We start from the raw sequence: 21,089 nt of genomic DNA, 5'->3' as shown, positions 1-21,089 counted from the left end.
GCCGCAGGCCGCAACCGGGGCTCGAAGGGGGTACCGGCGTGCGGCGCCGCCGCACGCGCGTGACCGGCCGGGACGGCACGGGACCCGCTCGACAACCTGCTACGGTCGCCACAAATCAGGACCAAGTACTCAAGAGGTGACCGGTGGCAACCAGCAACGCGGCTTTCGTGACCGCCCTCACCACAGCGGCCCTCGCGACGGTCGGCTTCCTCGCCTACCAGGCCGCCGCGACGGTCCCCACCAGGACATCGGCCGGCAGCGGTCCCGCGGCCGTCGCCGCCAAGGTCCCCCGCCACCAGCAGGACCCCGCCGCCCTGCCGCCGGGCTCCGGCGCCGGTGAACGCGTCGTGTACTCGCTGGACGACAACCGCGTCTGGCTGGTCGGCTCCGGCGACAAGGTCATCCGCACCTTCGAGGTCATCCCGGGCACCGTCGACCCCGCCCCCGGCGTCTACGAGGTCACCAGCCGCTCGAACTCCGTGACCGGCACCGACGGCACCCCCATCGAGCACGTGGTCCGCTTCACCAGCGTCGACGGCGTGGCGATCGGCTTCAGCGCGGCCGTGCGGGAGACTCCTCCCGCCGACATGACCACCGTGCCGACGGGCGGCATCCGGGAGTCCCGCCGGGACGGTGACGCGATGTGGGACTTCGCGACGATCGGGGCGCGGGTCGCGGTGATCCACTGAGCCGGTCGCTCGGGCCGCCTTCGGACGCGGCGGGGCGCCGGGCCGCCTTCGAGCGCGGCCGGGCACCAGGCCGCCTACGGACGCAGTCGGGCGTTCTGGCCGCGGGCGCGGCCGGGCGTCAGGCCGCTTTGGGGCGCTCGGCGGCAACCGCCCGCGCCGTCCCCGGATCGGGCACCCGCGGAGGCGTGGAGACGGCCTCGGCCGCCGCGCAGGACGCCAGCAGGTCACGCATGGACACACCGCCGACGAGCGCGTACGGCTGCGGCTGGGACCGGTTCTCGGTGGCCGACATGGACGCCTCCTGAAGTTCGGGGGCGGCGTAGTTAGGTACACCTAACTACGAGCGGGATACCATGTGACCACGCACGAGACATCCAATGCAACATCTTGCCGACGGATTGTCGGAACGTTCACAGGAACGCGCGCTGCTCAGGCGGTGAGCACCCCGAGGTCGGCCGTCGCCCAGCGCTCCCCGACCGGAGTGAACGTCACGTGCCGCACTTCGTCGGTGGTGTCACCGACCGCGCGGTGGATCTGCACCTGGAGCCGGTCCTCGGTCAGTTCCTCGACCTTGCCCTCGCCCCACTCCACGACGATCACCGACTCCGGCAGCGACACGTCGAGATCGAGGTCCTCCATCTCGTCGAGCCCGCCGCCCAGGCGGTACGCGTCCACGTGGACCAGCGGCGGCCCGTCCCCCAGGGACGGATGCACCCGGGCGATCACGAAGGTCGGCGAGGTGACGGCCCCCCGCACCCCCAGCCCCTCACCGAGTCCGCGGGTCAGTGTCGTCTTGCCCGCGCCGAGCTCCCCGCTGAGCATCACGAGGTCCCCGGCGCGCAGCAGCTTGGCGAGCTTCAGGCCCAGCTCGCGCATCTGCTCGGGGGAGGTGACGGTCAGCTCGGTCTCAACCGGGTTGCGCGGTACTGCTTCCATAACCGCCAACGGTAGCCCCTGCGGGCACCGCCCCCGCGCGGGTGAGCAGGTCGGCGAGGCGGTCGGTGACCACTTCCGGGTGCTCCAGCATGACCAGGTGTCCGGCGTCCGGGACCAGGACGAGTTCCGCCTCGGGGAGCAGGGAGGCGATCGCCTCGCTGTGCTCGCTGGGGGTGACCATGTCGCCCACGCCGGCCAGGACGAGCACGGGCTTGTCCGCGAAGTGGGCGAGGGCGGCGGTCTTGTCGTGGTTGTCGAACGCCGGGTAGTACTCGGCGACGACGTCGATCGGGGTGCCCTCGATCATCCGCTCGGCGAACCTGACGATGGCCGGGTCGACGTCCCGGGAGGCGAAGGAGTACCGCTTGATGACCCCGGCGAACAGGTCGGCGGTGGCCCGCCGCCCCTTCTCCACCAGGTCGGCCCGCTGACCCAGCGCCTTGAGGACGCCCGGCAGCACCCGCCGCACCGCGTTGACGCCCGCGACGGGCAGCCCGAAGTTGACCTCGCCGAGCCGCCCGGACGACGTACCGACCAGGGCCACCGCGACCACCCGGTCACGGATCAGCTCGGGGTACTGGTCGGCGAGTGCCATGACGGTCATGCCGCCCATGGAATGCCCGACGAGCACGATCGGCCCCTGCGGCACGGCCGCGTCTATGACGGCCTTCAGGTCCTGCCCGAGCTGGTCGATGTCGACCGGCACCCCGTCCTGCACCTGCCGCGCACCCCGCCCGGACCGCCCGTGGCTGCGCTGGTCCCAGTGCACGGTCCGTACGACACCCCGGAGCGCCGCGCGCTGGAAGTGCCAGGAGTCCTGGCTGAGGCAGTAGCCGTGGCTGAAGACGACGGTGACGGGCGCGGGGGCCTTGCGCCCGAACAGCCGGCGGCGGCGCGGCGACAGCGCGGGCCCCGCCTCCGGGTCGACGTCGTCGACCTCGTAGTACAGCTCGGTGCCGTCGTCGGCGTACGCCTTGCCGGGGGTGCCGCGAAGGGAGCCGTACGGCCCGGTCGAGTCGAGGGCGAGCCGCGCCTTCTGCCGCATCCCGCGCCCGACGGTGAGCCGCTCCAGGGCCACTCCCGCCGCCGCGCCGGCGGCGATCACGCCTATCGCGGCGCCGGCGACCCCGGTCGCCCGGCGCCAGCCGGCGCCGGCCCCCGTCGCGGAGGCGAGGGCCATCGACGCGGCGGCGTCGACGACGGCCTCCGCACTGCTCTCGCTCACGTACCGCTCCTGTTCACTGGGTCGGGTGATACCGGTGTCGCACGACTGGCTGTTCTGACGCCCACTGTGCGGTTACCCCGCTTGTTCCTCATTCACATAGACGCGGGGAACGCGCGTTCCGATGCGGGTCACGATTTCGTAGGCGATGGTGCCCGCGGCCTGCGCCCAGTCCTCGGCGGTGGGCTCGCCCCGGTCCCCGGGGCCGAAGAGCACGGCCCGGGTACCGGTGGGGGGCTCGTCGCCGCCGAGGTCCACGACGAACTGGTCCATGGCGATCCGCCCGGCGACCGTGCGCCACTTGCCGTCGACCAGGACCGGTCCGGCCCCGGAGGCGTGGCGCGGGATGCCGTCCGCGTAGCCGACCGGCACGAGGCCGAGGGTGGTCTCGCCCGGGGTGACGTAGTGGTGGCCGTAGCTGACGCCATGGCCGCCGGGGACCCGCTTGACCAGCGCGATCGACGCCGACAGCGTCATCACCGGGCGCAGTCCGAAGTCGGCGGGGACGCCGAGCTCGGGGCTGGGCGAGATGCCGTAGGTCGCGATGCCGGTGCGGACGAGGTCGAAGTGGCTCTCCGGAAGGGTGAGCGTGGCGGGCGAGTTGGCGATGTGCCGCACCTCGGGGCGCACGCCCCGGCTCTCGGCGTACGCCAGCATCTCCCGGAAGAGGGTGAGCTGGGCGGCGATGGAGGGATGCCCGGGCTCGTCGGCGCAGGCGAAGTGCGACCAGAGCCCGGTGACGCGCAGGAGTCCTTCGGACTGTGCGCGCAGGGCCTCGGCGACCAGCTCGGCCCAGTCCTCGCCGGGCTGGCAGCCGCCCCGCCCGAGGCCGGTGTCGGCCTTGAGCTGCACGCGCGCGGGGACACCGGCTTCGCGAGCCGCCGCGACGAGCTCCCGCAGCGCCCACATCCCGCTGACGGAGACGTCGAGGTCGGCCTCGATCGCCTCCCGCCAGGGGCCGCCGGGCGTCCACAGCCAGCACATGATCCGCCCCGGCAGCCCGGCCTTGCGCAGTGCCAGGGCCTCCTCCGGCGTGGCGGTCCCGAGCCACCCCGCGCCCGCCTCGACCGCGGCGCGGGCACAGGGCACCGCGCCGTGGCCGTACGCGTCGGACTTGACCACGGCCATGAGGGCGGCGCCCGACGCGCGGGCGCGCAGGGTCCGCACATTGGCCCGCAGCGCGGCCAGGTCGATCTCGGCGCGGGCGCGCAGCGGTGCGGTCGGGGCAGTTGCTGTCTCGTTCATGGCGCCCCCAGTGTCTCAGAGGCCACCGACACCGCCGATGAGCACGTCCCGGGACGTACCCAGGACGCGCCCACGCGCGCGTCACGCGTGCGTCAGAGGATCAGACCGTGCCGGGCCAGGTACTTCACCGGGTCGATGTCGGAACCGTACGGGCGCCGGGCGCGCACCTCGAAGTGCAGGTGCGGGCCGGTGGCGCGCCCGGTGGCGCCGCTGCTCCCGATCCGGGTGCCGGCCTTGACCTTGGCGCCCTTCGCGACCGAGATGCGCGACAGGTGGGCGTAGACGACGTACCGGGAGTCGCTCAGCTTGATCGTCACGGCTTTTCCGTACGCCCCCGACCAGCTGGCCAGGACGACGGCGCCGCTGCCCACCGCGTAAACCGGGGTTCCCGTCGGCACCGCAAGATCCACTCCGGTGTGGTAACCGGCCAGCCAGTTTCCCCGCACCCCGTAGCGCATGGTCACCCTGGCCCGTTTCCGGATAGGGCGAGTCCACTTGGCCGGCGCCAGGGCGCGGTCGCTGACCTCGATGTCCTCGGCGGCCGCCAGCAGCTCCTCGTATTCCTGGTCGTAGTCGCTGCCGCAGTTGCCGCCGGGCTCTTCCTCCAAGGGTTCCGGGTGGTCCTCTCGGAAACCGAGAACGGGACTCCCCAGAACGACTGCCGCTCCGCCCAGCCATTCACGCCGGGTGGTGCCTCGTATATTTGGCTCATCCATGCGGCCAGCGAAACATCGCCCTTTCGGCTCCGCATATTCGACCGAGCGGTATTGGTCCCATCAGGTACTAGTTCGCGCCGATGCACCCGTCTGCCAGGCCGCCGTCAGGCATCCCGCACGTCCCTCCAGGCCGCCGGTACGGCCTCGGCCACGTCGTGCGCCCCGACCGGTGCCCCGTCCGCCGCGAACCGTCCGGCGAGACCGTGCAGGTACGCGGCCGTGCTGCCGGCGTCCAGGGCGCTCAGCCCCGAGGCGAGCAGGGACCCCGCGAGGCCGGACAGGACGTCCCCGCTGCCGGCCGTGGCCAGCCATGCCGTCCCGGTCGGGTTCACGCGTACGGCGCCGCCGCCCGCGTCGGCGACCAGCGTGGTCGACCCCTTGAGCAGCACGGTCGCGCCGTAGCGCCCGGCGAGTTCCCGCGCCGAGGCCAGCCGGGCGCCCTCGACCTCCTCGCGCGGCACCCCGAGGAGGGCTGCGGCCTCTCCGGCGTGCGGGGTCATGAGGGTCGGCGCGGTCCGCGCGCGTACGGCGTCCCGGTCGGCCAGCCGCAGCCCGTCCGCGTCGATGAGCACCGGCACGTCCGACGCCAGCACCTCCGCGACGGCCGAGGCGTCGTCCCCGGCTCCCGGTCCGACGACCCACGCCTGCACCCGCCCGGCCCGCTTCGGCCCCCGGTCGGAGACGAGCGTCTCGGGGAAGCGGGCGATCACGGCGTCCGCGGCGGGCCCGACGTACCGCACGGCCCCGGCGCCGCCGCGCAGTGCGCCGTACACGGCGAGCACGGCGGCCCCCGGATACCGCGCGGACCCGGCGGCGATCCCGACGACACCTCGCCGGTACTTGTCGCTCTCGCCGCTCGGCACGGGCAACAGCCGTCGTACATCGGCGTGTTGCAGGGCTTCCAGCTCCGCCTCGGCGGGCAGGACGGCGTTCAGCCCGATGTCGACGAGCCGCACCGAACCGGCGTACTCCCGCGCGGGATCGATCAGCAGCCCCGGCTTGTGCGTCCCGAACGTGACGGTCAGGTCGGCCCGTACGGCCGCCCCGCGCACCTCCCCGGTGTCGGCGTCGATGCCGCTCGGCAGATCGACGGCGACGACGGCGGCGCGGGACCGCTCGGCCACCTCGGCCAGCTGGGCCGCGTCGGGCCGCAGCCCGCCCTTGCCGCCGATCCCCACGATCCCGTCGAGGACCAGGTCGGCCTCCTCGATCAGCCGCTCGGCACCGTCGATCCCCACGGCCCGCCCGCCTACCCGCCGCAGCGCGGCCAGCCCCGCGGAGTGGGCGCGTTCGGGCGCGAGCAGCACGGCGGCCACCCCGGCGCCCCGCCGCGCCAGGCGCGCCCCCGCGTAGAGGGCGTCGCCGCCGTTGTCCCCGCTCCCGACGAGCAGCACGACCCTGCGGCCGTACACCCGCCCCAACAGATCCGCGCAGGCGGCGGCCAGTCCGGCGGCCGCCCGCTGCATCAGCGCGCCTTCCGGAAGCCGCGCCATCAACTCCCGCTCGGCGGTCCTGACCGTGTCCACGTTGTACGCAGTACGCATGGGTTCGAGTGTCCCCCGTCGCGGGCGGAGATGAACAAGATGGGAGACGGGCCCGGAACGATCGGTTCCGGCCGTCGACGCGGGAGCCCGGTTCCCCGAAAGCGCATTCCCAGTCAGGACCGGCAGGGAATGGGGACCCGAGACGTTCACTTCCGGCCAGATTCACGCTCGTTTCCCACCCGAAACGTAAGCGCTCACCAGGCACCATCACGTACTTGTGGCATATGCCCGGACCTGAGGTCGTCTCAGACGTCACGGCAACCCCCTTCCACCCCCTGTGCGGAACCGTTCCACAGACCGCACACTGAGGGCGTTTCGGCGAGCGCAGCCGCACCCTCGCCCCCATCCCGTGGAGGACGTTCCGCGATGACCGACCCGGACAGACCCGTCGGGCACCTCGCCCTGGCCGTCCGCTGGGCCGGGCGCCTGCTGTGCTGGAGCCTGGCCGCCGCCTGGACCGCGGCCGCGGTCGACGTCACCGTCTCCCCGCACACCGGCTGGTGGGACACGGTCTGGCCGCTGCCCTGGTACCTCACCTGCGCGTCAGCCGTGGCCTGGGCCGCGCTGCGCGCTCGCGAGAAGACGACCGGCAGCGGCGGTCGTGGCCCGCAGGCCGAGGAGGATGTCCGCGCGGAGTGGGACCAGGCCGCCTGAGTGCCGCACGGCCGTGTCGGTGGTCAGCCCTCCGCGATCACCACGGCCGACGCGATTCCGGCGTCATGACTGAGCGACACGTGCCACGACCGCACCCCGAGGGCGGCGGCCCGCGCGGCCACGGTCCCCGTGACCCGCAGCCGGGGCTGCCCGCTGTCCTCGACGAAGACCTCGGCGTCGGTCCAGTGCAGTCCGGCCGGCGCCCCGAGCGCCTTGGCCAGCGCTTCCTTCGCGGCGAAGCGGGCGGCGAGCGAGGCGATCCCCCGCCGTTCCCCACTGGGCAGCGTCAACTCGCTGTCCAGGAACAGCCGCCGGGCCATCCCCGGCGTACGCTCCAGCGACGCCGCGAACCGCTCGATCTCGGCAACGTCGATACCGACCCCGATGATGCTCATCCGGGCACTTTACGATCCGAGCGGCGCCGGTCACGAGATCGGCTTGTCGGCGTCTCCGTCCTCGGCGAACAGATCCTCGGCCCGCTCAACCGTTCGGGAACGGTCCAGCCAGGCGTCCATGCGGTGGAGATCGGTGCAGCTGGTGATGCGCTCGCGCACGCTGTCCGGCACGGGGATACCGCGTACTTCCAGCACGGAGAGGATGCTCCTGGCTTCGCCCTCTGCCTTCCCCTCCAGATAGGCCGTCTCACGAACCGTTCCCCGGCCAGGGAAGTAGCTGACGAAGGACATGATCCGATTCCATTTCTCTCCGGCTGGGGTCTTGCCCAGCGCGACCTCAAGGAAGTACGCATGTTTGACGCGCAGAGGAGCCTCAGATGACCGGCACGGCCACCCGTTACCTCTACCTCGCTCGGCACGGTGAGGCGTTGCCTGACGAGAGCGGACTCACGGAGGCGGGTCGGCAGCAGGCGACACTGCTCGGTCGGCGCCTTCGGGGTATCCCCTTCACGGCCGTCCACCACGGCCCGCTGCCGCGGGCGGTACAGACCGCCCGGCTGGTCCGCGACCAGTTGAAGAACGTCCCCGCACTCGTCTCAGAGGTCGCGGGCGACTACGTCCCCTACGTACCCCCCAGGGACGAACTCCCGCCCGAAGCAGCCGACTTCTACCTTCGTTTCCTCGCCGACACCACCGACGACGAGCGCGAACAGGGCGCCTCGCTGGCCCGCCAGGCACTCGACCTCTTCACCGGCCCCGTGCCCGGCGGGGACGACCGACACGAACTGGTCGTCACCCACAACTTCCTCGTCGCCTGGCTCGTCCGGGACGCCATGCACGCCCCGAAGTGGCGCTGGCTCGGCCTCAACCACGCCAACGCGGCGCTCACGGTCATCCGTTACGCGCCCGGCCGAGCGGCCTCCGTCCTGGTCTCCAACGACATGCGCCACCTGCCCGCCGAACTGCGCTGGACGGGCTTCCCTCCCGAGTCGCACATCTGAAGCCACCCTCAGGCCGCGGCCAGCTCGCACCACACGTACTTCCCCCGATTGCCATGCCTGGCCAACGGCTGCCACCCCCACAGGTCGGCACACGCCTTCACCAACGCCAGCCCTCTCACCTCCTCCGTCTCCCGCAACAGATCCAACTGTCCCGGCGGATGCGGCGGTTCGGGGTTCGCGTCCCACGGGCGCCTGAGGGCTGGGACGGCGGCCTCGGAGGTAACCCCTCCGCGATCACCACGGCGGCCGGCCCAGGCGGCACCGCCGAGTACGGCTACAACGCCGACGGCAACATGACGGCGCGCAAGACCATGGCAGGCATCGCCTCCCACGGATATGACAGCGTCGGCCGTATCGACTGGGTCCAGGACTCCGTCATTCAGTCGCTTTCCAAGGTCGCCACCGATATCAACACAACAGAGCTTGAGACAGGAACCGTATCGCCGGGGCAGTACGGTGTATGCCAGATCAACCGCTCTTAGGGAACAGAGAAGACGTGGAAGTGCAGAACCTACTCATCGAGCTGGCAACCCAAAGGATTCGCGAATACTTGTCCGAGTCCCCGGCTTTCGGACTTGTGCCGCGCCTGTACCCACCTGCAACGGACCAACAGATCACTGAGCTCAGCTCATTCGCCGGACAGGAGCTGGAGCAGCGATACAGGGAGTTCCTCTCCTTGACGGACGGCATGGACAGCTTCTTCCCGGACATGCGGATTCTTGGGTGTCGGGACTGGCTGCAGGAGAACCCAGAGAAGGTATCTCTTCAATTCCTGCAGATCATCCGAGAGTCGGGAACCCCGGTCGATGCACGCTTGCCGGAAGACATTGAACTGTTTCCCGTCGCGATCGACAGTGACGGAGCTAAAGGGATCTTCATGTTGCAAGCACCCACAGTGCTGACGGAGAGATTCTGGTGGGTGGGCGAAGGGGACAGTATGTTCTTCGGCGATTTCTCAGACGTGCTCGCATACTGCGTGAATATCGACTCGTATTCCCCTGGGGGATCCATCGCGTAGGACAAGAAATCCGCCAGGGTGGACTACAGGCAAAAAGTTGAGACGGGTGCCTGGCGGCCCGACCCGGTCGAGGCGATCGCTCCCGCCACGGTGCCCAGCCAGGCTGCCAAGAGTCGAGCCGTACAGCGAGCGGCCGGGGGCGCCAGGCGCTTTATTCCGCCCTGGCCCGTCCCTCAGCTCCGGCCTTCGGCGAAGAGATCCTCCGCCCTCGACGCGTGAACCGCCCGCTGGGCCCACACCTCGAGCTGTTCCAGGTCGGAGCATGCCTCCACCCGGTTCCGCACCGAGTCCGGAACCAGGATGCCCCGCCACTCCAGGATCTGCAGCGTCATCTGAACGCGCTCACGGATCATGCCCTCCTCGCGCCCCTCCTCGCGCCCCTCCGCGCGCACCTGCTCCGCCAGCGGGTGCCGCCAGAAGTAGTTGATCGCCGTCATCAGGTCCCTCCACATCTGCTGGGCCCGGGGGTCCGCCAGGCACGAGTCGACGAACTGCACGAAGACCGCGGCACTGTCCGCGTCGATGGTCCGCAGGGCGGCTGCAGGGGATTCCAGTATGACGGCGGAGTTCCGGCCCCGGCCATGTGTCATCGCCGAGAGCACCGCAAGGGGTACATCTCTCTCCGCCTCCCGCTCGTCCGCAATGACCGGCACATTGTCCGGACCCAGCACCAGGGGGCGCACGGTCAGCGAAGGGCATCCCCGCACCCCGAGATGGATGGGCTGAGCCGCCCAGCGAGCCGTCGCACTGCTCTGCGTGACGACGATCAGGACGGGATCGCAGCGGTATTTCTCGTACAGATAGCTGAGGTAGTACGGCCAGCTGCCCCACTTGCGCTGGTCCGGCTCACCCTGCGACTCCACGACCAGGAGGTAGACCCCCTCGTCCGTCTCCGCCCGCAGCAACGTGTCCACCCGACGCTCGACCGGCTCGACCTCGGTGAGATCGACGTTCATCGCGGCGAACTCACGCGGTTCGGGTATCGGCACACCCAAGACCTGCTGCAGCGCCCGGGTCAGAAGCGCCGGGTCCTTCTGGAAGATCCGGTGCATCGCCTCGTGCGACGAGGTGATCAACGAGCTATGCCGCGGCCAGGTCACACCACACGAGCTTTCCCCGGCTGCCGTTCCTGGACAGCGGCTGCCACCCCCACAGGTCGGCGCACGCCTTCACCAACGCCAGCCCCCTCCCCTCCTCCGCCTCCCGCAACAGGTCCAACTCCCCTGGCGGCTCAGGAGGTTCGGGGTTCGCGTCCCACGCCCCGATCCGCAGCACCCCCAGCCGACCAGCGCACCCGCAGCGCGGCCGGCCCCTTCGTATGACGTACAGCGTTCGACACCAACTCCGCCGCGAGGAGCTCCGCGGTGTCCGTCAGGCGGATCAGGCCGTGCATCGTGAGGATGAGGCGGAGGGTTCGGCGGGCGACGGTGACGGCTCGGGGGTCGTTCGGGATGTACAACGTGTACTCCCAGGGCTCGGGCTCGTTTTTGGGCATGCGTCAACTCCAGTCACTTGGAGGGGGATTGGCTGCGGTGGCAGTGCCGCGGTCGCCATGGCAGGGCGCAGCGGTGCGCTTCCGTAGCGTGTTCGTTGCGTCACCGACAGTAGGGGTAACATGTGTGTCGGAGCAAGGTGATCGCGTAATCCGACCCCGAACGAGGAGCAGTAGATGGTCCAGAGGCGCGAACCGACCGCACGTCAGATGCGCCTGGGAGTCGAACTCCGAAGGCTCCGCGAAGCCGCGGGGCTGACCACCATCGAGGCCGCGGCACTGCTAGGGGTGAACCGGGTTCAGATCACCCACATCGAATCCGGCATCACGGGCGTGAGCGAGCAGCGGGTGCGCCGCCTCGCCTCCCACTACGCCTGCACCGACCGGGAGTTCATCGAAGCCCTGGTCTCCATGGCCACCGACCGGACACGCGGCTGGTGGGAGGAGTACCGGGGCCTGCTGCCCACGCCCTTCCTCGACCTGTCGGAGCTGGAGCACCATGCCCGGTTCCTGCACCACGTAGCCGTCCTGTATGTGCCGGGCCTGTTGCAGACGGAGGGATACGCCCGTGCCGTCTTCTCGTCCAGGCTGCCCGAACTCCCTCATGAAGAGCTTGAGCTGCGCATCCAGCACCGCAAGGCGCGCCAGAAGATCGCCATCCCATACACGGCACTGGTCCATGAGGCGGCGCTTCGCATCAGGGTCAAAGATCGCGCCACCTCAAGGGCCCAGCTCGCACGGCTCCTTGAGCTCTCCGAAGCAGAGCACGTCACCTTGCGAGCCATTCCGTTCGACCTGGACGACTTTGCCGCCTCCAGCACGATGACGTACGCAGGTGGCCCTCTGCCGAAGCTGGACACCGTGGTACGAGACGCGCCTCATGGCTCGGTCCTCATCGACTCCGAGGCGCAACTCAACATCTACCGAACTCGCTTCCATATGGTGGAGGCCGTATCACTCGAACCGAACGAGTCCCGCGACTTCATCCACAGGCTGGCAAAGGAGCTGTGAGCCCTTCATGGACCACTGGCAGAAGTCCTCATACTCGGGCGAGGGCGACGGCAACGAATGCGTCGAGATAGCCACCTCCCCCACCCACATATCCATCCGTGACTCCAAATCCCCCACCCGAGCCACCCTCACCCTCACCACCCCCACCTTCACCACCTTCCTCAACGCCCTCAAGCGCACACCCAAAACCCAGTAACCCCGCGTAACCCCTCCTGCTAGCCTGCGCAGCACCGCGTATCGACCAGGCCAGGGGGACCGTCGTATGGGCGAAAGTGCTGTCGGCGGGGCCAGACCACTGGTGACCGACCCGTTCGACGCGGTGCCCGGGCTCGCCCCGCTGCGGGCCGCCGCGTGGGACGGGGACTGGGCGGCCACGCGGGCGTTCTTCGAGGGGATCCCCGTCGCCGATGCCGAGGGCGTCTGCTTCGCGGCAGCGCTCCTCGCCGGGGTCGACCGGACCGAGTGGTTCCTGGAGAAGGCGGCGAAGGCGGAGCCCGCCGACCCGCTCCCCCGTACCCTCCTCGCCGAGCGGTACATCCACCTCGGGTGGCGCGCCCGGGGCCGCGGTCTCGGCAAGGACCTCTCGCGGGACCAGGCCGAGCTGTTCCAGGACTGGCTGCGCAAGGCGGAGTTGCTGCTGATCGAGGTGTGTGCGGAGCATCCGGCGTACGTCCCGGCATGGACCGCCCGGCTGGCGACCGCCCGTGGGCTGACGCTGGGGCAGTCCGAGGCCCGGCGGCGCTACGACCGGCTGGCGGAACACCACCCGCACCACGTCCGTGCCCAGTCGCACCTGCTGAAGCAGCTCTGCCCCAAGTGGGGCGGTTCCTGGGAGGCCGCGCACGGCTTCGCCCAGGAGTGCGCGAGCGCCGCGCCGGACGGTTCGCACGCCGGCGTCCTGGTCGCCGAGGCCCACATCGAGCACTGCGCCGAGCTGGAAGGCGCCCAAGCCAGGGAGTACCTGCGGGACGTATCCGTACGCGACGAACTGCTCCACGCAGCCCGCGCGTCCGTCCTGCACCCCGACCACCGTCGCGACTGGCAGTGGACCGAGAGCCACAGCACCTTCGCGCTGGCCTTCTCCCTCGGCGGCCATCTCGGCGACGCCGCCCGGCACTTCGCCGCCTTGGGCGACACCGTGTCCGAGACCTTCTGGCAGACCGTGCCCGACTGGAAGACCCGCTTCACGGAGTTCCGCACCGCCGCGTCGGCGACGCTCTGAGGGAGACGACACCCGACATGACCACACACGAGCACCCGCCCGCCCCGGAACTCGACGCCCTCGACGCCCTCGACGCCCTCGACGCCCTCGACGGCATCGTCCGCCACACCACCGTCGACGGCATCCCCACCCTCTTCGCCCCGCGCCCCGGCGAGATCACCGCCGGTCTCGCCTTCCGGGTGGGCCATGCCGACGAGACCCTGCCCACCGCCGGCATCACGCACCTCGTCGAACACCTCGCCCTGTTCCACCTGGGCCTGTCCGACCTGCACTACAACGGCGCCACGGCGAGCACGTACACCCTCTTCCATGTCACCGGCGACGAGACGGAGGTCGTCACGTACCTCAACAGCGTCTGCGCGGCCCTGCACGACCTCCCGATGGACCGGCTGGAGACGGAGAAGGAGATACTGCGCACCGAGGCGGGCAGCCGCGGGCAGGGGCCCATGTCCTCGATGCCGCTGTGGCGTTACGGCGCCCAGGGCTACGGCCTGTCCAGCGTCGACGAACTCGGCACCCGGAGTCTGACGGCCGACCAGGTGCGCCACTGGGCCGATACCCGCTTCACCCGGGACAACGCCGTACTGTTCCTCACCGCGGACCGCGTACCGGACGGCCTGGACCTCACCCTGCCCGCCGGCCACCGCTTCCCCACCCCCGCCCCGTCCAGCGCGCTCCCCGTCACACCCGCCTACCTCCGCGGCGAGGACGGCCACCTCGTCTTCACCTCCGTCGTGCGCCGCTCCACCGCGGCCGCCGTGTTCGCCGAGGTGCTGGGCCGCGCCCTCTTCCAGGACCTGCGCCAGAAGGGCGGCTACTCCTACTCGGCGGAGGCCGACTACTCCTCGCGCGACGCCGACTTCGCCACCCTCACGGCATACGCCGACGCGCTGCCGCAGAAGCAGGACGCGGCGGTCGGCGGCTTCGTCGACGCCTTCGCCCGGCTGCGCGCCGGCCGGATCGAGCAGGCCGAACTGGACTCCGCGCGCGGGAAGTTGCTCAAGCGCTACGACGTCCCCGACCTCGGCGCGGCCCTGCTGCCGTCGTACGCGCTCAGCCTGTTGACCGGCCACCGGAGCCTGACTCCCGAGCAGCACAGGGACGAACTCAGGGCCGTCGGGATCGACGACCTGCGGGAGGCGGCCCGCGAGGCGTGGGACGGCGGGCTGCTCCAGGTACCGGCCCGGGGCGCCGAGTGGGCGGGCCTCACCCCGGCCCCCCGCTTCTCGCCGTCCGGGGTCTCCGGCACCCTGCACCCGTCCCTGGAGGACGACGACGTCACGCTGATCATCGGGGCGGTGGGCGTGACGCTGTCGACGCCGGGCGGGCTGGTCACCGTGCGGTACGACGCCTGCGCCGCGATGACCACCCGGCCCGACGGCGCCCGGTGCCTGACCGGCCTCGACGGGTTCCGGATAGCCGTGGAGCCGACGCTGTTCGGGGACGTCACGGCCGAGCGGATCGCCGTACTGGACAAGGCCGTTCCCGCCGCCGCGGTCGTCCCCCTCCCGGCCCGCCCGGCGGAGGAGATCCCCCAGCCCCGGGAACGGACGGCCCCCGACGCGCGGACCCCGGCCGGCGGCCGGAAGCAGACCGAGGGCCGGAAGCGGTCCGAGGACCGCGAGCCGGCGGCCGGACGCGTGACGGGCCACTTCGTCCTCGTGACCGCGCTGGCCACGCTGTGGCCCGTCCTCCTCGTCGCCCTCGTCGTCAACGGGATCAAGGACTCGTCCCCGATGGGACTCGCCGCGATCGCCGGATGCGCGCTGGAGTTCCTGCTGATCCGCGCCGCCCGCAACCTGTACCGAACCGGGCAGCCGACTACTCCACAGTGACCGACTTCGCCAGGTTCCGGGGCTGGTCGACCTCGTTCCCCCGGGCGGTGGCCAGCTCGCAGGCGAACACCTGCAACGGCACGGTCGCCACCAGCGGTTGCAGCAGGGTCGGAGTGGCCGGAATCCGGATCAGGTGATCGGCGTACGGCACCACCGCCTCGTCCCCCTCCTCCGCGATCACGATCGTCCGCGCTCCCCGGGCCCTGATCTCCTGGATGTTGGACACGATCTTGTCGTGGATCACCGACCGCCCCCGGGGCGACGGCACGACCACCACCACGGGCAGGTCTTCCTCGATCAGGGCGATCGGCCCGTGCTTCAGCTCTCCCGCCGCGAAGCCCTCGGCGTGCATGTAGGCGAGTTCCTTGAGCTTCAGCGCGCCCTCCAGCGCGACCGGATACCCGACGTGCCGCCCGAGGAACAGCACGGTGTTCTTGCCGGCCAGCGACCGCGCCAGTTCCCGCACCGGCTCCATGGTCTCCAGCACCCGCTCGACCTCGCCGGAGATGTGCGACAGGTCCCGGATGACGGCGGAGATCTCGTCGCCCCACTTGGTGCCCCGCACCTGCCCCAGGTACAGCGCCACCAGGTAACACGCCACGAGCTGCGTCAGGAACGCCTTCGTCGACGCCACGGCGACCTCGGGCCCCGCGTGCGTGTACAGCACCGCGTCCGACTCCCGGGGGATCGTCGAGCCGTTGGTGTTGCAGATCGCGAGCACCTTCGAACCCTGCTCGCGGGCGTGCCGCAGCGCCATGAGGGTGTCCATGGTCTCCCCGGACTGGGAGATGGCGATCACGAGGGAGCGCGGTCCGAGGATCGGGTCCCGGTAGCGGAACTCGCTCGCAAGCTCCACCTCGCAGGGGATACGGGTCCAGTGCTCGATGGCGTACTTGGCGATCATCCCCGCGTGGAAGGCCGTACCGCAGGCGACGATGACGACCTTGTCCACCTCGCGCAGCTCGGCGGCGGAGATCCGGACCTCGTCCAGGCTCAGGGAGCCGGCCGCGTCGATACGGCCGAGCAACGTGTCGGCGACCGCCTTCGGCTGCTCGGCGATCTCCTTGAGCATGAAGTAGTCGTAGCCGCCCTTCTCGGCGGCCGAGGCGTCCCAGTCGATGTGGAAGGAGCGGACATCGGCGGGGCGGCCGTCGAAGCCCGTCACCGTCACGCCGTCGCGCCGCAGTTCGACGACCTGGTCCTGACCGAGCTCGATCGCGGAACGGGTGTGCGCGATGAACGCGGCCACGTCGGAGGCGAGAAAGGCCTCGCCCTCACCGACGCCGACGACGAGCGGCGAGTTCCGCCGGGCGCCGACCACGACGTCCGGCTCGTCCGCGTGCACCGCGACCAGCGTGAACGCCCCCTCCAGCCGCCGGCACACCAGCCGCATCGCCTCCGCGAGGTCGGCGGTCGCGGAGAACTCCTCGGCGAGCAGATGCGCGACGACCTCGGTGTCGGTCTCGGAGGCCAGCTCGTGTCCGCGCTCCTCCAGTTCGGCCCGCAGTGCGGCGAAGTTCTCGATGATCCCGTTGTGGACGACCGCGACCCGCCCCGCGTTGTCCAGATGGGGATGCGCGTTGGCGTCCGTCGGCCCGCCGTGCGTGGCCCACCGCGTGTGCCCGATCCCGGTGAGCCCGGTCGGCAGCGGCCGGTCCACCAGCTCCTTCTCCAGATTGACCAGCTTCCCGGCCTTCTTGGCCGCCGCCAGCCCCCCGTCCGCCGCCACGGCGACACCGGCCGAGTCGTACCCCCGGTACTCCAGCCGCTTCAGCCCGGCCATCACGACATCGAGCGCCGACTGCGACCCCACGTATCCCACGATTCCGCACATGCGCGGCAGCCTAGGGGCCGGAGAGCGCCGGATCACGGCACTTCGTGCCCGGATTCGGATATTGAGGCCACCCGCCCGGTGTACGCCCGGACGCCCCGCGTGACGCACCCCACCCCCCACCCCGTTCAAACTCCGTTAACAATGGACTGTGATCTCTCCGGTCTCCCCGATGCCCCGGAGCGCCCACCGGCACAAGCCGGAGGCGACTCCCTACGTCGATCTCACCCGCTCAGAGTGGAGTGCGCTGCGCGAGAAGACGCCGCTCCCGCTGAACGCCGAAGAGGTCGAGAAGCTGCGCGGCCTCGGTGACGTGATCGACCTCGACGAGGTGCGGGACATCTACCTCCCGCTGTCCCGGCTGCTGAATCTCTACGTCGGCGCCACGGACGGCCTCAGGGGCGCCCTGAACACCTTCCTCGGCGAGCAGGGCTCCCAGTCGGGCACCCCGTTCGTCATAGGCGTCGCGGGATCGGTCGCCGTGGGCAAGTCGACCGTCGCCCGCCTCCTGCAAGCCCTGCTGTCCCGCTGGCCCGAGCACCCGCGCGTGGAGCTGGTCACGACCGACGGCTTCCTGCTCCCCACCCGGGAGCTGGAGGCGCGCGGGCTCATGTCGCGCAAGGGCTTCCCCGAGTCGTACGACCGCCGCGCGCTGACCCGGTTCGTCGCCGACATCAAGGCGGGCAAGGACGAGGTCACCGCCCCCGTCTACTCCCACCTGATCTACGACATCGTCCCGGACCAGCGGCTCACCGTCCGCCGCCCCGACATCCTGATCGTCGAGGGCCTCAACGTCCTGCAGCCCGCCCTGCCCGGCAAGGACGGCCGCACCCGAGTCGGTCTCGCCGACTACTTCGACTTCAGCGTGTACGTCGACGCGAGCGCCGAGGACATCGAGCGCTGGTACCTCAGCCGGTTCAAGAAGCTCCGCCGGACCGCCTTCCAGGACCCCGACTCGTACTTCAGGAAGTACACCCAGGTCTCGGAGGAGGAGGCCGTCGACTACGCCCGCACCCTCTGGCGCACCATCAACAAGCCCAACCTGGTGGAGAACATCGCCCCCACCCGCGGCCGCGCCACCCTCGTCATCCGCAAGGGCCAGGACCACAAGGTGCGCAAGCTCAGCCTCCGTAAGCTCTAGAAACGCCCGCCTGTTAAATAGGCGCCATGCTGCATCTGCGCCTGATCACCCCGGCCGACAAGACCGATGCCGTGGTCCGCCTGATCGAGAAGACGGTCGGCGCCACCCACCTCGTCGTCGTGCCGGGCGCCGCCCGCAACCCGGCGGGTGACGTCGTGATGTGTGACGTGGCCCGTGAGGCGGGTGACGAACTCATCGGCGAGCTGCGGAAGCTGGAGCTCGACAAGACCGGCTCCATCGCCGTCGAGAACATCGACCTGTCGCTGTCCAAGCGCGCGGACAAGGCCGAGGACGAGGCACCCGGCGAGGGCGTGGACGCCGTCCTGTGGGAGCACCTGACGGACGCGACGCACGAGGAGTCGACCCTCTCCGTCACCTACCTCGCGTTCATCACGCTGGCCACGATGATCGCGGCCTGCGGTGTGGTGCTCGACAACGCGATCCTGATCGTGGGCGCGATGGCGGTGGGCCCGGAGTTCGGCCCGCTGGCGGCCTTCAGCACGGCGATCGTCCAACGCCACCCGCGGCTGGCGCTGCGTTCCCTGATCGCCCTGTTGGTGGGGTTCGCGGCGGCGATGGCGGTGACGGTCGGCTTCACCTGGTTCATGGACGCCCTGAACCTCTTCCACAAGTCCGACCTGGAGGGCGACCGTCCCAACACCGCCTTCGTCTACGCCCCCGACGCGTTCTCGTTCGTGGTGGCGGTGCTGGCAGGAGTCGCGGGCACGCTCTCCCTGACCTCGGCGAAGTCAGGAGCCCTGGTGGGCGTGGCCATCTCGGTCACCACGGTCCCGGCGGCGGCGAACGCGGCGGTCGCCCTGGCCTACGGCGACATGGATCAGACGGTGGGTTCGACGAACCAGTTGCTGCTGAACCTGCTGGGCATCGTCCTCGCCGGCACCCTCACCCTGCTGACCCAGAAGTGGCTCTGGCGAAAGCGCCCCTGAAGGGGCGCGGGGAACGGCGCGACAAGCCACGGCGCTCCCGCGGCCCGCGACACACGCCAACCCCCCGCCCCTGCCGGGCCATTACTCAGCCGAGCGCCGACTTCACGGCATCGGCGAGCCGCCCGGCCACAGACCTGGCCTGATCGATGTCCGCCGCCTCGACCATCACCCGCACCAGCGGCTCGGTCCCCGACGGACGCAGCAACACCCGCCCGGTGGCCCCGAGTTCACGCTCGGCCTCGGTCACCGCCGCCGCCAGCTCCCCGGACGTCGAGACCCGCGACCGGTCCACGTCGGGCACGTTGATCAGCACCTGGGGAAGCCGCTCCATCACGGAGGCCAGCTCCTTCAGCGACCGCCCGCTCTCCGCGACGCGAGCCGCCAGCATCAGCCCGGTCAGCGTCCCGTCGCCGGTCGTGGCGTGATCCAGGATGATGACGTGCCCGGACTGCTCACCGCCGAGGGCGTACCCGTGCTGCTTCATCTCCTCGAGCACATACCGGTCCCCCACCGCGGTCTGGACGAGCCGGAGCCCCTCCCGCTCCAGGGCCAGCTTGAACCCCAGGTTCGACATGACCGTCGCGACGACGGTGTCGGACCGCAGCGCCGACCGGTCCCTCATCGCCAGCGCGAGCACCGCCATGATCTGGTCGCCGTCCACCTCCTCGCCGGTGTGGTCGACGGCCAGGCACCGGTCCGCGTCCCCGTCGTGCGCGATGCCGAAATCGGCACCGTGCTCGACCACGGCGGTCTTCAGCAGCCCGAGATGCGTGGAGCCGCAACCGTCGTTGATGTTGAGCCCGTCCGGCTGGGCACCGATGGTGATGACCTCGGCGCCGGCCCGGGAGAACGCCTCCGGCGACACCCGGGCGGCAGCGCCGTGCGCCTCGTCGAGGACGATCTTCAGCCCGTCGAGGCGGTTCGGCAGTACGGCGATCAGATGCGCCACGTACTTGTCGAAGCCCTCGGTGTACTCGCGGACCCGGCCGACGCCGCCGCCGGTCGGCCGCTCCCAGGGCTCGCCGCCCTTGTGCTCCTCGTAGACGGCCTCGATGCGCTCCTCCAGCTCGTCGTCGAGCTTGTGCCCGCCCCGCGCGAGGAACTTGATGCCGTTGTCGGGCATGGCGTTGTGGCTGGCGGAGAGCATGACGCCGAGGTCGGCGCCGAGCACACCGGTGAGATACGCCACCGCGGGCGTCGGCAGCACGCCGACCTTCAGCACGTCCACACCGGCGCTCGCGAGGCCCGCGACCACGGCGGCCTCCAGGAACTCCCCGGACGCGCGCGGGTCCCGTCCGACCACGGCCGTCGGCCGGTGGCCCTGGAACGTACCCGCCTCGGCCAGCACATGCGCCGCCGCGACGGACAGACCGAGCGCCATCTCGGCCGTCAGATCCGCGTTCGCGACACCGCGCACGCCGTCCGTGCCGAAGAGTCGTCCCACTTGTCCTCCTGAGGAAGCGTCACTTACGGAGATCATCCGATCACATGAGCCTTTGAGCGCCTTGTGCCGTTATACGCCTAAGGCTGTGATAAACGAACGCCCCGGCGGCACTGTGGCGTGCCGCCGGGGCGAACGGACGTACTGCTGGCTCGTGGGAACGAGCAGGTACGAGCAGAACAGGCAGCGAAGATTAACGCTTGCTGTACTGCGGGGCCTTGCGGGCCTTCTTGAGACCGGCCTTCTTGCGCTCGACCGCACGGTCGTCGCGACGGAGGAAGCCGGCCTTCTTGAGGGCGCCGCGGTTGTTGTCCACGTCGGCCTCGTTCAGCGCGCGGGCGACACCGAGACGGAGCGCACCGGCCTGGCCGGAGACACCGCCACCCGCGATGCGGGCGATGACGTCGTAGCGGCCCTCGAGCTCGAGCACCTTGAAGGGCTCGTTGACTTCCTGCTGGTGCACCTTGTTGGGGAAGTAGTCCTCAAGGGTGCGACCGTTGATCTTCCACTTGCCGGTGCCCGGGACGATCCGGACGCGGGCGATGGCGTTCTTGCGACGGCCCAGGCCGGCCGCGGGCTGCGGGTCGCCGAAGCGGCCCGCGAGCGACTCCGAGGTGTACTCGCCCTCGACGGGGACCTCGGACTCGGTGGTGTAGCTGTCGATGTCGACGATCTCTTCGCCCTCGACGGGCGTCTCGACGGTGGTCTCGGCCACGATTCTCCTCAGATTCTCTTCAGTCTTAGGGGGT

23 protein-coding genes and 1 pseudogene are annotated in these 21,089 nt (G+C 70.6%); 10 read left to right on the top strand and 14 right to left on the bottom strand.

Translation table 11 applies throughout. The annotated features are described in order from the left end of the window. Nucleotides 1–143: 143 nt before the first annotated feature. Entirely contained in the window at nt 144–689 is a 546-nt protein-coding gene (locus tag H293_RS0114415) for a hypothetical protein (protein ID WP_020118570.1), read from the top strand. A gap of 118 nt (nt 690–807) precedes the next feature. On the opposite strand, the gene H293_RS59165 is transcribed toward H293_RS0114415, so the two are convergent. The 6 genes from H293_RS59165 to H293_RS0114385 form a co-directional block, all read right to left on the bottom strand. Beyond that, nucleotides 808–981, bottom strand: coding sequence for a hypothetical protein (locus tag H293_RS59165; RefSeq protein ID WP_020118569.1), 174 nt, complete (start codon nt 979–981; stop codon nt 808–810). Nucleotides 982–1,118: 137 nt separating this feature from the next. Beyond that, a complete protein-coding gene (gene tsaE, locus H293_RS0114405; RefSeq protein ID WP_020118568.1) occupies nt 1,119–1,625 on the bottom strand; it encodes a tRNA (adenosine(37)-N6)-threonylcarbamoyltransferase complex ATPase subunit type 1 TsaE in 507 nt (168 codons plus the stop codon). Beyond that, entirely contained in the window at nt 1,597–2,850 is a 1,254-nt protein-coding gene (locus H293_RS0114400) for an alpha/beta fold hydrolase (protein ID WP_020118567.1), read from the bottom strand. Before H293_RS0114400 ends, tsaE begins: the two co-directional genes overlap by 29 nt. 72 nt (nt 2,851–2,922) lie before the next feature. Next, on the bottom strand, nt 2,923–4,092 hold the full coding sequence (gene alr, locus H293_RS0114395) for an alanine racemase (RefSeq protein WP_020118566.1): 1,170 nt from the start codon (nt 4,090–4,092) through the stop codon (nt 2,923–2,925). Nucleotides 4,093–4,184: 92 nt separating this feature from the next. After that, nucleotides 4,185–4,700, bottom strand: a complete 516-nt coding sequence (locus H293_RS0114390; RefSeq protein ID WP_020118565.1) for a M23 family metallopeptidase — start codon at nt 4,698–4,700, stop codon at nt 4,185–4,187. A gap of 212 nt (nt 4,701–4,912) precedes the next feature. After that, nucleotides 4,913–6,352: a bifunctional ADP-dependent NAD(P)H-hydrate dehydratase/NAD(P)H-hydrate epimerase gene (locus H293_RS0114385; protein ID WP_020118564.1), complete on the bottom strand. Its 1,440-nt coding sequence runs from the start codon at nt 6,350–6,352 to the stop codon at nt 4,913–4,915. A 366-nt stretch (nt 6,353–6,718) separates the two neighbouring features. On the opposite strand from H293_RS0114385, the gene H293_RS0114380 reads away from it, so the two are divergent. Next, nucleotides 6,719–7,006, top strand: a complete 288-nt coding sequence (locus tag H293_RS0114380) for a hypothetical protein (RefSeq protein ID WP_020118563.1) — start codon at nt 6,719–6,721, stop codon at nt 7,004–7,006. A gap of 23 nt (nt 7,007–7,029) precedes the next feature. Here the strand turns inward: H293_RS0114380 and H293_RS0114375 are convergent, their stop codons facing one another. Together H293_RS0114375 and H293_RS0114370 are read right to left on the bottom strand one after the other, a co-directional pair. Then, entirely contained in the window at nt 7,030–7,401 is a 372-nt protein-coding gene (locus H293_RS0114375) for a holo-ACP synthase (RefSeq protein WP_020118562.1), read from the bottom strand. A 30-nt stretch (nt 7,402–7,431) separates the two neighbouring features. Then, a complete protein-coding gene (locus tag H293_RS0114370; protein ID WP_020118561.1) occupies nt 7,432–7,692 on the bottom strand; it encodes a hypothetical protein in 261 nt (86 codons plus the stop codon). 86 nt (nt 7,693–7,778) lie between these two features. Between H293_RS0114370 and H293_RS0114365 the strand changes: the two genes are divergently transcribed. After that, the gene (locus tag H293_RS0114365; protein WP_020118560.1) at nt 7,779–8,402 is read left to right on the top strand and encodes a histidine phosphatase family protein; all 624 of its coding nucleotides are present in this window, start codon (nt 7,779–7,781) and stop codon (nt 8,400–8,402) included. An 8-nt stretch (nt 8,403–8,410) separates the two neighbouring features. On the opposite strand, the gene H293_RS61645 is transcribed toward H293_RS0114365, so the two are convergent. Next, on the bottom strand, nt 8,411–8,809 hold the full coding sequence (locus H293_RS61645) for a hypothetical protein (RefSeq protein ID WP_397895344.1): 399 nt from the start codon (nt 8,807–8,809) through the stop codon (nt 8,411–8,413). A gap of 89 nt (nt 8,810–8,898) precedes the next feature. Here H293_RS61645 and H293_RS0114355 point away from each other — a divergent pair, with 89 nt between their 5' ends. Then, nucleotides 8,899–9,420, top strand: a complete 522-nt coding sequence (locus H293_RS0114355; RefSeq protein WP_020118557.1) for an SMI1/KNR4 family protein — start codon at nt 8,899–8,901, stop codon at nt 9,418–9,420. 173 nt (nt 9,421–9,593) lie between these two features. Here the strand turns inward: H293_RS0114355 and H293_RS0114350 are convergent, their stop codons facing one another. Together H293_RS0114350 and H293_RS52695 are read right to left on the bottom strand one after the other, a co-directional pair. Next, entirely contained in the window at nt 9,594–10,496 is a 903-nt protein-coding gene (locus H293_RS0114350; protein WP_028807839.1) for a hypothetical protein, read from the bottom strand. Nucleotides 10,497–10,500: 4 nt separating this feature from the next. Further along, nucleotides 10,501–10,915: pseudogene (locus H293_RS52695) on the bottom strand (ATP-binding protein). A 174-nt stretch (nt 10,916–11,089) separates the two neighbouring features. Here H293_RS52695 and H293_RS0114340 point away from each other — a divergent pair. From H293_RS0114340 to H293_RS0114325, 4 genes are all read left to right on the top strand, one after another. Further along, nucleotides 11,090–11,923: a helix-turn-helix domain-containing protein gene (locus H293_RS0114340; protein ID WP_020118555.1), complete on the top strand. Its 834-nt coding sequence runs from the start codon at nt 11,090–11,092 to the stop codon at nt 11,921–11,923. 7 nt (nt 11,924–11,930) lie between these two features. Next, on the top strand, nt 11,931–12,119 hold the full coding sequence (locus tag H293_RS0114335) for a DUF397 domain-containing protein (protein WP_020118554.1): 189 nt from the start codon (nt 11,931–11,933) through the stop codon (nt 12,117–12,119). Nucleotides 12,120–12,185: 66 nt separating this feature from the next. After that, entirely contained in the window at nt 12,186–13,145 is a 960-nt protein-coding gene (locus H293_RS0114330) for a hypothetical protein (RefSeq protein ID WP_028807838.1), read from the top strand. A 17-nt stretch (nt 13,146–13,162) separates the two neighbouring features. Next, a complete protein-coding gene (locus H293_RS0114325) occupies nt 13,163–14,980 on the top strand; it encodes a M16 family metallopeptidase (protein ID WP_020118552.1) in 1,818 nt (605 codons plus the stop codon). Here H293_RS0114325 and glmS read toward each other — a convergent pair. Continuing rightward, nucleotides 14,967–16,814, bottom strand: a complete 1,848-nt coding sequence (gene glmS / locus H293_RS0114320; protein ID WP_028807837.1) for a glutamine--fructose-6-phosphate transaminase (isomerizing) — start codon at nt 16,812–16,814, stop codon at nt 14,967–14,969. The two genes, H293_RS0114325 and glmS, sit on opposite strands and share 14 nt — an antisense overlap. Before the next feature lie 169 nt (nt 16,815–16,983). Between glmS and coaA the strand changes: the two genes are divergently transcribed. Continuing rightward, a complete protein-coding gene (gene coaA / locus H293_RS0114315; protein ID WP_020118550.1) occupies nt 16,984–17,952 on the top strand; it encodes a type I pantothenate kinase in 969 nt (322 codons plus the stop codon). Between the two features lie 26 nt (nt 17,953–17,978). Beyond that, on the top strand, nt 17,979–18,899 hold the full coding sequence (locus H293_RS0114310) for a DUF389 domain-containing protein (RefSeq protein WP_020118549.1): 921 nt from the start codon (nt 17,979–17,981) through the stop codon (nt 18,897–18,899). A gap of 85 nt (nt 18,900–18,984) precedes the next feature. On the opposite strand, the gene glmM is transcribed toward H293_RS0114310, so the two are convergent. Both glmM and rpsI read right to left on the bottom strand, forming a co-directional pair. After that, on the bottom strand, nt 18,985–20,343 hold the full coding sequence (gene glmM, locus H293_RS0114305; RefSeq protein ID WP_020118548.1) for a phosphoglucosamine mutase: 1,359 nt from the start codon (nt 20,341–20,343) through the stop codon (nt 18,985–18,987). 190 nt (nt 20,344–20,533) lie between these two features. Further along, nucleotides 20,534–21,055 (bottom strand): 30S ribosomal protein S9, encoded by a 522-nt coding sequence (gene rpsI / locus H293_RS0114300; RefSeq protein ID WP_007384094.1) that lies wholly within the window; start codon nt 21,053–21,055, stop codon nt 20,534–20,536. Nucleotides 21,056–21,089 lie beyond the last annotated feature (34 nt).

The organism is Streptomyces canus 299MFChir4.1 (genome assembly GCF_000383615.1).
GTDB lineage: Bacteria > Actinomycetota > Actinomycetes > Streptomycetales > Streptomycetaceae > Streptomyces > Streptomyces canus_C.
The sequence above is the reverse complement of the archived record's forward strand: the minus strand, read 5'-3'. Positions and strand labels throughout refer to the sequence as shown.

Bases quoted from the DNA above. Each gene is read 5' to 3' on its own strand.
- H293_RS59165 (WP_020118569.1), bottom strand. From the start codon at position 981: ATGTCGGCCACCGAGAACCGGTCCCAGCCGCAGCCGTACGCGCTCGTC.
- tsaE (WP_020118568.1), bottom strand. From the start codon at position 1,625: ATGGAAGCAGTACCGCGCAACCCGGTTGAGACCGAGCTGACCGTCACC.
- alr (WP_020118566.1), bottom strand. From the start codon at position 4,092: ATGAACGAGACAGCAACTGCCCCGACCGCACCGCTGCGCGCCCGCGCC.
- H293_RS0114385 (WP_020118564.1), bottom strand. From the start codon at position 6,352: ATGCGTACTGCGTACAACGTGGACACGGTCAGGACCGCCGAGCGGGAG.
- H293_RS0114380 (WP_020118563.1), top strand. From the start codon at position 6,719: ATGACCGACCCGGACAGACCCGTCGGGCACCTCGCCCTGGCCGTCCGC.
- H293_RS0114375 (WP_020118562.1), bottom strand. From the start codon at position 7,401: ATGAGCATCATCGGGGTCGGTATCGACGTTGCCGAGATCGAGCGGTTC.
- H293_RS0114370 (WP_020118561.1), bottom strand. From the start codon at position 7,692: ATGTCCTTCGTCAGCTACTTCCCTGGCCGGGGAACGGTTCGTGAGACG.
- H293_RS0114365 (WP_020118560.1), top strand. From the start codon at position 7,779: ATGACCGGCACGGCCACCCGTTACCTCTACCTCGCTCGGCACGGTGAG.
- H293_RS0114340 (WP_020118555.1), top strand. From the start codon at position 11,090: ATGGTCCAGAGGCGCGAACCGACCGCACGTCAGATGCGCCTGGGAGTC.
- H293_RS0114335 (WP_020118554.1), top strand. From the start codon at position 11,931: ATGGACCACTGGCAGAAGTCCTCATACTCGGGCGAGGGCGACGGCAAC.
- H293_RS0114330 (WP_028807838.1), top strand. From the start codon at position 12,186: ATGGGCGAAAGTGCTGTCGGCGGGGCCAGACCACTGGTGACCGACCCG.
- H293_RS0114325 (WP_020118552.1), top strand. From the start codon at position 13,163: ATGACCACACACGAGCACCCGCCCGCCCCGGAACTCGACGCCCTCGAC.
- glmS (WP_028807837.1), bottom strand. From the start codon at position 16,814: ATGTGCGGAATCGTGGGATACGTGGGGTCGCAGTCGGCGCTCGATGTC.
- coaA (WP_020118550.1), top strand. From the start codon at position 16,984: ATGCCCCGGAGCGCCCACCGGCACAAGCCGGAGGCGACTCCCTACGTC.
- H293_RS0114310 (WP_020118549.1), top strand. From the start codon at position 17,979: ATGCTGCATCTGCGCCTGATCACCCCGGCCGACAAGACCGATGCCGTG.